7 protein-coding genes are annotated in these 11650 nt (G+C 76.0%); 3 read left to right on the top strand and 4 right to left on the bottom strand.

From position 1 onward, the window contains the following. Window positions 1-33: 33 nt before the first annotated feature. Entirely contained in the window at window positions 34-891 is an 858-nt protein-coding gene (locus OG370_RS05360; RefSeq protein ID WP_328461126.1) for a LysR family transcriptional regulator, read from the top strand. 48 nt (window positions 892-939) lie between these two features. Here the strand turns inward: OG370_RS05360 and OG370_RS05355 are convergent, their stop codons facing one another. Continuing rightward, entirely contained in the window at window positions 940-1431 is a 492-nt protein-coding gene (locus OG370_RS05355) for a peptidoglycan-binding domain-containing protein (RefSeq protein WP_328461124.1), read from the bottom strand. Window positions 1432-2159: 728 nt separating this feature from the next. Here OG370_RS05355 and OG370_RS05350 point away from each other — a divergent pair. Continuing rightward, window positions 2160-3980 (top strand): hypothetical protein, encoded by a 1821-nt coding sequence (locus OG370_RS05350; RefSeq protein WP_328461122.1) that lies wholly within the window; start codon window positions 2160-2162, stop codon window positions 3978-3980. Between the two features lie 144 nt (window positions 3981-4124). Further along, window positions 4125-4925 carry an aminotransferase class IV gene (locus OG370_RS05345; RefSeq protein WP_328461120.1) on the top strand — a complete coding sequence of 267 codons (801 nt, stop codon included), beginning with the start codon at window positions 4125-4127 and terminating at the stop codon, window positions 4923-4925. A gap of 55 nt (window positions 4926-4980) precedes the next feature. On the opposite strand, the gene OG370_RS05340 is transcribed toward OG370_RS05345, so the two are convergent. The 3 genes from OG370_RS05340 to OG370_RS05330 all read right to left on the bottom strand — a co-directional run bounded on the left by OG370_RS05340 (window position 4981) and on the right by OG370_RS05330 (window position 11612). After that, a complete protein-coding gene (locus OG370_RS05340; RefSeq protein ID WP_328461118.1) occupies window positions 4981-8511 on the bottom strand; it encodes a glycosylhydrolase-like jelly roll fold domain-containing protein in 3531 nt (1176 codons plus the stop codon). A 411-nt stretch (window positions 8512-8922) separates the two neighbouring features. Beyond that, window positions 8923-10131: an ARPP-2 domain-containing protein gene (locus OG370_RS05335; protein WP_328461116.1), complete on the bottom strand. Its 1209-nt coding sequence runs from the start codon at window positions 10129-10131 to the stop codon at window positions 8923-8925. Continuing rightward, window positions 10128-11612, bottom strand: a complete 1485-nt coding sequence (locus OG370_RS05330; RefSeq protein WP_328461114.1) for a hypothetical protein — start codon at window positions 11610-11612, stop codon at window positions 10128-10130. The genes OG370_RS05335 and OG370_RS05330 overlap by 4 nt, the downstream gene beginning before the upstream one ends. Between the last annotated feature and the right edge of the window lie 38 nt (window positions 11613-11650).

Below are 11650 nucleotides of genomic sequence, written 5' to 3'. Positions count from 1 at the left end.
TGGTGGGAATGGATCGGGCGGTAGGCTTGCGGCATGGCCGAACTGGAGACACGCGAGCTGGAGTACTTCGTCGCCGTGGCCGAGGAACTGCACTTCGGGCATGCCGCGGCCCGCCTGGCGATCGCGCAGCCGGCGCTGTCCAAAGCTCTCCGGCGGCTGGAGTCCCGGCTCGGCGTGAAGCTGCTGGAGCGCTCCAGCAGGCACGTCGCTCTCACCCCCGCCGGTGAAGCGCTCCTGCACCACGGCCGACACGCGCTGAACGCCGTCAGCGCGGCTGCCGAGAAGGCCCGCCGGGCCGGCGACCGGCACGACCACCTGCGCCTGGTGATCAAACCCGGCGGCGACGGCAACCTCCTGTCCGGCATCCTGGCCTCCTACGCCGGCCGGCCCGACGCCCGCCAGGTGGACATCCTCTTCGGCGGAGCCACCGACCGCGCCGACCACGTCCGCGACGGCCGCGCCGATGTCGCCCTGCTGTACGCGCCGTTCGACGACATGACCGGCCTGGACCACGAAACCCTGGCGGTCGAGGGACGGGTCGCGATCCTGCCGCCGGGCCATCGGCTCGCCTCCCGCTCGGAGGTCACCCTCGCCGACCTCGCGCAGGAGTCACTGCCCCGCTGGAAGGGTGTGCGCTGGACCGGAGCGCCCGAGGCCCGGCCGGGGCCCGAGGTCGCGGACGCGGCCGAAGCCCTGCAGATGATCAGGCTGGGACGCACCATCGCGCTGCTGCCGCGCTCGCTGGCCCAGCCCCTGCACCCCGACCTCGTCTACCGGCCGGTGACGGACGCGCCCACGAGCGAACTCGTCCTCGCGTGGGCGCAGGACGACCGCCGCCAGCTGGTCGCCTCCTTCGTCGCCGCCGCGGCGGACGCGGCGAGGACGGCGTGAACCGGTGCGGGTCGCTGCGCGGGCGTTCCGGGGTCGGTCGGGCCGTCCTCAACGGGCTTCGCCCGTGCCCTCGTTCGGCCGGGCCGGGCGGCTGTGCCCCCGCTGATCCGGACGGATGGACAGCGGCGGACCGGCGCACAGCGCGTCGACGTCGGGAGAGATGACCTCCCGGGTGCGGCGGTCGAGGATGCCGTCGGCGGTCAGGCCCCGGCCGGTCCGGAAGGCGGAGACCGCCCTCCGCGTCGCCGGGCCGGAGTCGCCGTCCACCGAGCGGGTGGAGTCGTGTGCGGTGAGCAGGTACCGGGTGGCGGTCGTGGCACCGCCGCGGTGTGCGGGGCGGGATGGGCAGCGGGCGGTGCTGTGATGTGCCGTGGGCGGGCTGATCGGTGCGGGGGAACGCGGGCTGATTCGTGCGGGGGAACCGGGTCGGCTCCGGTGCCGGTTCCGGGACCGCTCGCCGTGTCGCCGGGCCGGAGTCGCCGTGCACCGAGCGGGTGGAGTCGTGTGCGGTGGGCAGGTACCGGGTGGCGGTCGTGGCACCGCCGCGGTGTGCGGGGCGGGATGGGCAGTGGGCGGTGCTGTGATGTGCCGTGGGCGGGCTGATCGGTGCGGGGGAACGCGGGCTGATTCGTGCGGGGGAACCGGGTCGGCTCCGGTGCCAGTTCCGGGACCGCTCGCCGTGTCGCCGGGCCGAATGCGCCGTCACCGAGCGGGTGGAGTCGTGTGCGGTGGGCAGGTACCGGGTGGCGGTCGTGGCACCGCCGCGGTGTGCGGGGCGGGATGGGCAGCGGGCGGTGCTGTGATGTGCCGTGGGCGGGCTGATCGGTGCGGGAGAACCGCGTCGGCTCCGGTGCCGGTTCCGGCAGGCCGGTCCGCAGCAGGTCCGGCCGCACCGCGTCCCCCGTGCGTGGGCAGGTCCCGAGGCGTTGGCTCGGCGCGCAGCGTGCCGTGCTCGGTCTTGCGGACGGCACGGGCGGGGCGGGGCGGCTCGGCGGCCCGGTCGTGCCGGCCCTCGCTCGTGCCGGGGCCGGCCGCCGTCTCCGCCAGGATCGCGCGGGCATGGTCGTGCGCGACCGGCCATCCCCTCCGTCCGGGCCGGAACGCGTCCGTGGCGCGCGGCCGGGATGCGTGAACCGGGTGGGGTGAACGGGGCCGTAGGGCCTGGTGTTTCGCCGGTCGGGCGGCCCGGTCGGGGCGGTCGCGCGCGGCGGACGGCGGGGCCGGGGGTTCGGCGCACACGTGTGCGGACCTGCGCGCATAATGCCCGGGTGACGACGAGTTCGCCGCTTCTCGCGGACATACCCGCCCGGCCGTGGCTCACCCCGGACACCGCGCGGTGGGCGGGCGCACGGGCGGGGCGGTGGGCGCATCCGCTGGGGCCCGCGCTGCTGCTCGTCGTCGGCGTGGTGGCGGCGATGGCGAACGCCCCCGATCCGGTGTGCACGCCGCAGGCGCCCTGCGGCGAGCAGTGGACCGACGCCATCATCACCATGCTGTTCTGGCCGCAGTTGTGGTGGCTGTTCGTGCTGCCCGAGGCGGCGGTGCTGTGCGGGCTGCTGCTCGTCGGCTGCATGGCCGACCCCAGCATCTGGGAGGGCGGCACCTCCCTGCGGATCGCCGACGCGGTCGTGGTCGCCGGGCTGTGCTGGGGACTGGCCGTGTCGGTAAGGAAGTTGGTGCTGCGGCGGGCCCAGCGGCGCCGGTTCCGCGAGGCGGCCGGAGGCATCACCGCCCGGGCCCCCGTCCTGGCGTGGACCGCGCGCCCGAAACGCGGCGCCGTGCGGTGGGTGGTGGGCGCGGCGATGTGCGCTGCGGCCGCCGCCTTGACGGTATCGATCGTCCAGGCCGACCGGGCGGACGACCGCGCCGCGCGCACCGCCCCGGCCGTGGACGCGCGTGTCGTGGCGTTCCACTCCGGCGAGGGCACCCTGGTGGTGCGGCTGCCCGGCCGGCGCCGGCACCACTTCGACGTCGAGGGCGACTACCGGAACCTCAGTACCGTACGGGTACTGCTGCCCGGCGGCGGCCGCGTCCTGCTGGCGGCCGAACCGTACGGGGACCGCGCCGACCGGCAGTTGCTCGCGCTCGTACTCGGCGGCCTCGGGGTGGTCGCCGTCAGCTCCGGGCTGGTGGCCGCCGGCCGCGCGGCCCGGCTGCGGCGCGGACCCGTGCCCGTGCTGCGGGTACTGGCCCGGGTGCGCGGCGGCAGCACGGAGGTCTTCGCCCACGACGACACGGCCGGCGCGCACGCGGTGCTCCACTACGCCCCGCACCACGACCCGCCCGCGCCGCTGCGCCAGGCGCTGATGTTCGCCGACGGCGCCGAGGGCGGCGAGTTGCTGCTGGCGGTCCGTACGGAGAACGGCCGTTGGTACGTCGACGCCTCGGCGGGGCCGATCCGGATCGGCGCGGAGGACGACCCCGACGAGGACGACGAGGACGAGAACGGCGCCGGCGACGCGGGAGCGGCCACGGCGGGCGGGGGCGACGGCGACGGCGACGGCTTGACGGTGAAGGAGCGCTGGGCCGCCGAGGCCCGCATCCAGGACGCGCTGGCCGCGATGCGGCGGCCGGGCGCGGCCCTTCCCACCCGGTGGCACGCGAGCGGGCTGTCCCTGACCGGTGCGATCACCATGTTCGCGGTGGTGCCGGCCGTCGGCTTCGGTTTCCTCGAGCACTCAACGTCGTGGCGGATCGTGTGGGCGGCTCCCGTCGCCCTGGCCGGGCTGGCGGGCCCGTTCGCCGTCCTGACCTGGCGGATCAGCGCCGACCCCGCGGGCCTGCGGGTGCGGCGCCACGTCGTCAGCCGCCAGGTGCCCTGGGAGCGGCTCGTCGGCGCCGACTATTCCGGCGGCGTGCTCACGCTCCGCCTGCGGCCGGCCGAAGGCCCGCTCCACGCGGGGCAGTTCCTCGACAGCAGCGGGGCGCACCAGGACGTCACCCTCGACCAGGTCGGCCTCGGCCGGCTGACCGCCCGGGCCGGCCGCCAACCGGCCGCCGAGCGCGCCGCGGCCGAGATCAGCGCGATGATCCGCGACCCGTCGCTCCGCCCCGCCGCCGCCTCCGACCGGCCGGCCGGCGGGCGTTGACCGGCGGGCGCCTCGAAACCGGCCCGCGGGCACGCCGGTCGGGCACGGCCGGGCGGCCGGGCGGCGGCCGGCCCGTCCACGGAAGGCGCCGGTCCTGACCGGTTCTGACCGTTCGCGGGCGGGCGGGGTCCGTATGCTGCCGCGATGCTGCATGTGGAGATCGACGGCGCGGTGCCCACCACGGCGCAGCTCCATCGGGTGGCGGTCGTCAACTACGGCCACTTCACCTCGATGCAGGTGCGGGGGAGCCGGGTCCACGGGTGGGAGCTGCACCTGCGGCGGCTACACGAGGCGTCGCGGGAGATGTTCGGGGCGTCGCCGGGCGCGGAACGCGTCGGCGAACTGCTGCGCCACGCGCTGGCCGGGGCGCCGCGCGAGGTGTCCGCACGGATCGCCGTCTTCGCCCGCGGCGGCGACGTCTCCGTGCCCACGGACACCCCCGACCTCGGCGTGATGGTGTCGCTGACCGACCCGGTCGCCGAGACGCGCCGGCCGCCCTGGCGGGTGCGCGCCGTGCCCTACCTGCGGGACGCTCCGCACCTGAAGCACACCGCGACCACGGGGCTCAGCCACACCCGGCGTGCGGCCAGGGCGGAAGGCTTCGACGACGCGCTCTTCACCGGGCCGGACCGGCTCGTCCTGGAGGGTTCCCTCTGGAACCTCGGCCTGTGGGACGGCGAGACCGTCACCTGGCCGCAGGGCCCGAAACTGCCGGGCATCACCGAGCAGCTCCTGACGGCGGGGCTGGGCCGCATCGGCGCGCCCGCCCGCACCCGGCCGGTGCGGGTGGACGAACTCGCCGGATTCCAGACCGCGTTCGCCTGCTACTCCTGGTGCCCGTCGCAACCGCTCGCGACCGTGGACGACATCGCCTTCGCGAACCCGCCGGCGGCGTACGCGCGGCTCGACGAGGCATGGGCCGCGGTGCCCTGGGATACGGTCTGACCTCCCCCCGAACGGCAGGGCCCCGCGGCGCCGCCCACCCGGCCCAGCGGCACGCTCATCCGCCCGACCGGGTCAGGCGCACCTCCTCCACGCGGGACGGCCGCAGCAGCACCGGGCCGAGCAGACCGGACATCTGCGGGTCGCCGTGGACGTTGGCGCCGGTGTTCGTCACCCGTACCCGTACGGAGTTCGCGCCGGCGTGCAGCGCGTCGGTCACGTCGAACCGGTAGGGCGCCCACAGCCGGGACGGCAGCGCGACGCCGTTCACCTCGACCTCCGCGACATCGCGTACGGCGCCGAGGTCGAGCGCCCACCGCCGTCCGGACAGCGTGGCCGCGGGAAGCGTGAAGGTCCGCTCGTACGACGCCGCGCCCGACCACGACGGGTCCAGCTCCGTCCACGAACCCAGCGGGCGGTCCGCCGCCGGTGCCCCGCCGGTGTCGAAGCGGAAGCTCCAGTCGCCGTCCAGCGCCACCGCCGCGAGCGGGTCGGTGACGTCCAGGCTTCCCGCGAAGCGGCGGCCCCCGTCCTGCGCGGTGACCCGGACCGTGCCCGGCGCCGTCACCTGGACCGTCGCCACCGCGGCCGCGCCGCGCACCCGCACCTGCCGCACCGGGACGTTCGCCGCGACCGCGTGCGCCGGATCACCCCCGGACGGCTGCCGGAAGACCACCAGCACCGCCTGCCCGGCCTCCAGCGCGAGCGGCACCGCCGTACCCCCGCCGCTCCGGCCGGGGAACGCCGCCGGGTGCCACACCCCGGCGGGCGCCGCCGCGCCGGTGTCCGGGTCGCAGACCAGCGGCACCCCGATCGCCGGGAAGACCGCGGTCGACTCCACCGCCGCCGCGTGCTCGTTGTTCACCAGGAACGACTCCTCGCCGCCCTGCGCCAGCCGCAGCACCCGCACCTCCGGCACCGCCGGCGTCAGGACGGCCGCCGCAGCGCCCGCCGCCACCACCCGTGCCGCCGCGGCCGGGGCGTCCGCCGCCCGCAGCGCCCGCTTCGCGCGGCGGCCCGAGAACAGCGCGGACAGCGCTCCGGCCAGGTCCGCGTCACGACCGGCGGCCTCCTTCGCCGGCAACTCGCCCACGGCCACCAGCGTGCCGCCGCCGTCCACGAACGCCGTCAGCGCCGCCACGGCCGCCAGCGACAGCAGGGGAGTCTCCGGCAGCACCGCCACCGTGTAGCGCCCGTGCCCGACGGTGAGCGCGCCGCCCGATGTCCGCGCGTGCTCGATCAGCGCCGGGTCGCCGGTCAGCGCACCCTCGTCCACGAAGTCGAAGTCGATCTGGCGGTCCTCCAGGGCGTGCACCGCGCCGATGAACGCGTCGTCGATCGCGGTCCGCTCCGGGCGGTCCTGGTACGCCTCGGCGGCCCGCTGCGGCTGGAGCAGCGCGGTCCGCGCCGCCGGGGTGCCGCGCGCGGCCTGCACCAGCCGGCCGATCCACTCGTTGAGCGGCGCCGACACGTTCCACCACGGGTTCTCCGGCTGGAACGGCGGCGCGAAGACGATGTCGCCGGAGTCGGAGAACCGCGCGTGCAGCAGCACCTTGTTGATGCCGCGCACCACGAACGCCCCGATCACCTGGCGGGTGAAGGACGGCGTCACCTGCCAGCCCGCGGCGCCCATCGCCTCCAGGTAGACCCGCTCCCGGCCCACCTGGTGGGCCGCCGACGCCGGCCAGCGCGGCAGGGTGCGGTAGTAGCCGCGCTGGAACTGGTCGGAGATCAGGTCGGTGCCCGGCACCTGCGCCCACTGGTGCGCGGTGTTGAGGTTGCCGGTGCTCTTGATCTGCTCGGCCGGACCGTACTCGTCCCACAGCGGATTGGAGATCAGCTCCAGGCCGTGCCGGCCGGTCCAGGTGCCGATCCCCTTGTAGTAGGAGTCGGAGAAGCGGTTGGACACGGCCCGCCAGAACAGCCCGCGCAACTCGCCGCCGTGCTCGCCGAGATCGGTGAACACGGCCGACAACACGGTGCCGATCCCGGCGGGTCGGGGCTTCCCGCCATCCTTTCCGGCGCCCTTTCCGCTGCCGTGCCCGGTGCCGCCGTGCCCGGCGCTGCCGGCGCCTGCCGCCGCGTCGCGGGCGAGCTCGCCGGCCAGCCGGTCGATCTCCGGGGCCAGCGTCGGCGACCACGGCACCTGCGCCCACTCCGCGGACGCGGACGCCACGAACGGCTCGTCGTCGGCGAAGCCGCGCAGCACCCCGCCGACCGCCCACGGGAAGCGCCGGACGTACTCGCCCGGCACGGCGTCCATGAACAGGCCCACCGCCTCGTCGTCCATCAGGTCCAGGTAGTCGCGCCGGCTGCCGCCGGAGTCGGCCAGCGTGCGCACGCTGAACACGTCGAGCTGCCACCGGCCTTCCGGTACCGTCCACACGGCTCCCGCGCCCACCGAGCCGGTCAGCTCCACCGTCCGCGCCACCGGGTCGCCGTCCGCGTCCAGCGGGCGGGCCGAGGCGGCGAACGTCTCGCCCAGGTCGGAGGGCACCGCGAAGTCCAGGACGGCGGAGGGGTCGTCGAACGCACCCGCGTACCACCGGCCGCCGTCCGCGCCCGTCACGGTCAGCGCGGCCCAGGACGAGCGCTGCGTCGCCGTCGCCCGCACCCCGACCGTCCCGGCGGGATGCGAACCGTCGGTGACCGGACCCAGATCGGTGCCGTCCAGCGACGGCGTGATCCGCTGCCCCTCGACGGTGACCTGGAGCCGGTGGTCGGCGCCGGGGTCGAACCCGGCCACCGCGGTGCCGGCGCGCAGCAGCGAGAACGCGCCGCCGGTCTGCCGCCACACGTCCACCCCGCCGTCGGCCCGCAGGTCCGCGAGGTAGCCGTTGTACGCGTCGGCGCAGCGGACCATCAGCCCCGCGGTGCCCGACTCGACGCGGACCGTGCCGGACACCGTGTAATCGCCCCAGCCGGCACCGTCCTTGAGCACGCGCACGCCGTCGTACGCGGCAGCGTCCACCACGAGCCGGCCGCCGGCGACACTGAGCGCGGCGGCGGCCAGCGGCACCCGGGCGCCTCCGGTCACCTGACTGCCGGTGTGCACCACGCACTTGGTGCGCAGGTCGGGGCGCGGCCGGTAGGTGCGGGTGCCGACCGTACCGCCCTCGGCCACGAGACCGCCGGCCCGGCCGCTGGGGAAGAAGTCGTCGTTGAAGAGCCAGATCCGCATGCCGTGCCGCTGGGCCTCGCGCAGGGTGTGCTCGACCACCGCGAACCAGTCCTCGGTGAAGAACGCCGGCTGGAGCGCGCCGGTGTCGAACGGGAAGACCAGCACCTCGCTGATGCCCTTGGCACGCAGATCGGCGAGCGTGGAGTCGATCAGGTCGTCGGTGACGGTGCCGTTCCAGAACCACAGGACCAGCGGCATGCTGTCCGCCGGCGGATCGGCGAACCGCCCCGTGGAGAACGCTCCGTGGGCGGCGCCGGGCGCGGTGCCGGGTGCGCTCGCGTAGGCGGGCTGCCAGAAGCTCCCCACGGTGCCGGCGGCCGCGGCGGCCGCCGCGACCTGCAGCACACGGCGCCGGGAGACGGGTGGACGGGCACTGCCGCCGGACGTCGGACAGCCGTCGTCGTTCATCGGATTCCCTCCGTGGAGCATGCGTCCGACACACCGGCCCCGCTCACCTGCGGCCCCGGATGTCCTCCGCCGGGCCGCCCTTCCCGGAGGACGGAATGAAATGATTCAAACGAATCGTCAGGGACGCTAGGGCAGCCGCCGGGTGGGCGTCAATGCTCGTGCGCGGATCGGTCGATCGGGTCGGTGCAGTTGGAGGCGTGTCGAGTGGTGTACGCCGCCCCGGTCCGGGCCGCCCGCTGCTGGACCGGGGCGGGGTGTGGTGGCGGTGGGAAGAAGGGTGAGGAATTGAACGATTCAGTGCGGTGGTGGGGGTGAGGTCCCGACGGGTGTGGGGCGCAGGGCGCGGGGGGAAGCGCGTGCGGGGGCGCCGCGTACGCGTCACGCCGGCGCCGTCCGGCCCGCGTTGCTCGGTCAGCCGCGGGCGGCGCGGGCGCGGAAGGCGTCGGCGATGTCCTGGCGCAGCAGGTGGCCGAATCCGGCGGTGCGCAGGCGCTGCGCCAACTCGGCTACGGTGAGGCCGAGTTCGGTGGCGGTGGCGCCGAATTGCCAGTCGCTGGCGGCCAGCCGGCTGAGCAGGTGGCCGCGCCGCACCTGGGCCTCGGACAGCCGGAACGTCTTGAGGTAGGCGACGCGCCCGTCACGCGTCGTGATCGCCTCGCCGATGTGGTTCTCCCGGCGCGGCAGGAAGGCCGGCAGGAACCGTTGGAGCGTGAACGGGCCCGCCCGGTAGACCCGTTGGGCGGTGTACTCCGCGTCCAGCAGCCCCGCGGCCATGGTGCCGTCGTGGAACTCCCGCCAGCCGCGCTCCTCGCGGGCGACGGCGGCGCGCAGTTCCGGCAGAGACCCGGGCTCGCCGAGCGCGGGCGTGAACTCGGGCACCGGCGAGCCGAACAGGGCGTACTGGTGGACGAGTTCGCCGTACAGGTCGAGCAGGAGGGTGTCGTGCAGGGCCCGGTAGTCCTCCGGGTGGGGCACCGCGAACACGGCGGCCGGCGCGTCCGCGACGTAGACCGCCGTCCCGCACTGCCCGGGGTGCACCTCGAAGATCCGCAGCGCGTCCTCGAGTCCGCTCACCTCGGCGCCGCGGTACGCCTCCTCCGCCCGCGGCGACAGCCCGCGCCGCAGCGCCTGCCGGGACCACTCCGCCCAGGCGATGGACGGACCGCCGAAGTGCAGGCTCAGATAGCCCTCCAGCGCCAGGTGCAGCGGCAGGAACCGCAGCCGGTGCTTCGCCTCGCGGCGGGCCGTCCGCCGGTGCAGGGTGAGCGGCACGCAGGAGACCGGCGGCTCGCCGCGGCCCTTGCCGCCCTCGCGCTCGCCCCGGCCCGGTGCGCCGCCGCCGTCGGGCCCGCCGCGCAACTGCGTGCCGTACGCGGCGGCCGGACCGGTGTGCCCGGTGTCGGCGCCCCAGTCCGCGACGAAGCCGTGCGGGATGTAGGAGGTGTACGCGGTGCGCGGGCCGACGGCCACCACGCCGTACCCGTCGCGGTACAGCTCGGCGTGCAGCCGCAGCCCCTCGACCGGCTCGGCGCGCAGCAGCGGTACGAGCCGGACGCCGCCCCACACCTGGGCGGGGCCGGGTTCGAGGCCGGCCAGGTCCAGCCGGAAGGTGCCGCTCATGCCGTGCCCCCGGCGGTCCCGGTCGCCCCGACGGCGGGCGCGGGCGGGACGCGCTCGGGCGCCGCCGCCAGGAACTCCGCGACCCTCGCGTCCAGGTGCGCCCGCAGCCGCGGCAACCCGGTGCGCCCGGTGGCGAACGCGGCCAGCTCGACCAGCGCCGGCAGGTCCTCCGCGTCGCGAATGCCCGCGGTCGGCACGGCGGGGGACAGCCGGCGCACCTCGAACTCCCGCGCGTCGTACACCGGGTTGAGGTGGACCACGTCGGTACGGCCGGCCGGGTCGATACGGGTGCGCCACACCCGCAGCACCTCCGCGGCCAGGCCCGGCGGCGCGTTGTCGAAACCGTCGGAGACCACCAGCAGCAGGTCGGGCCCGGTCTCCAGCGCGTCCAGCAGCCGGGCGCCGAGCGGGGTGGGCCCCTGCGGCCGGGCCAGCAGCGCGTCCGTACGGCCCGAGGTCCACAGCGCCCGGTACGAACCGGCCAGCGCCGCCAGCAGGAAGTGCGCGGCGAGCGCGACCGCCAGCGGCCGGCGCCGCTTCTGGCCGGACGCGTACGCGGAGTACGAGTCGTCGAGCACCGCCGTCACCCGGCCCCAACTCCCGGCCCGCGCACCGGCGGTACGGCGCGCGGCGGCGGTCAGGGCGGCGGTCAGCTCGGCCCGCCGCTCCACCCGGTCCGGGGCCGGCAGCCCCAGGACGTAGGAGGCGAGCCGGGTCAGCGGCATCCGGGCCAGGTCGGTGCGGACCGCCTCGGCGCCGGCGCGCCTGGCCGACTCCTGCAGGCGCAGCCGCTCCAGGCGGGTCAGCCTTGGCGCGATCCGCTCCAGGAACACCTCCCGGGCGATGCCGTGCCGCGCCGCGAACCCCTCCGCGACGGTGAACGGCAGCTCGTAGAGTGCCGCCTGCTCGTAGCGGGCCCGGCGGCGCGCGTCCAGCAGCGGGTGGCCGAATCGGGCGCGGCTGCGCGGCGCGAACAGGAACGGCCCCAACTCCTCGGTGGCCGAAGGCAGATGGGCGTGGCGCAGGGCGCTCTTCACCCCCGCGCGGTACTTCACCGCGTCGAACGCCGGGTCGGGCCGCGTGGCGAGCCAGTCCCGGATGATCGCCCGGGTACGGCGGTTGTTCACCCGGGCCGCGCGCAGCTCGGCGAACAGGGCGTACACCCGCTGCGGCGGGAGCAGTTCGAGCCGCCGGGCAATCAACGCGCCTTCGGTACGGCGCTGTTCGGGGCCCGCCTCGCCCGCGGTCTCCAGCAGGTGCCGGACGATCAGCGCCGCGTTGTGGTCGTTGACGCCCAGCGCGAGGGCGGCCGCGTACAACTCCCGGTAGTTGCCGAGCATGTACGCGTGCAGGAAGTCCAGGGACATCCGCTGCCGGTCCGCTCCGCTGTGGAACTCGCGCTGGCCGGTCGCCGTGACCGCCGCGTTCACGAACAGCAGCACGTCCTCGGCGGCCACCAGGCCCTCCGGCGCAGCCGGCACCGCGCACCCCCTCCATGGCGACGGACGCCGGCCGGGGT

Origin of the sequence: Streptomyces sp. NBC_00448, assembly GCF_036014115.1 — a bacterium.
GTDB lineage: Bacteria > Actinomycetota > Actinomycetes > Streptomycetales > Streptomycetaceae > Actinacidiphila.
Note: the sequence above shows the minus strand (reverse complement) of the source record. Positions and strands in the feature narration are given on the sequence as shown.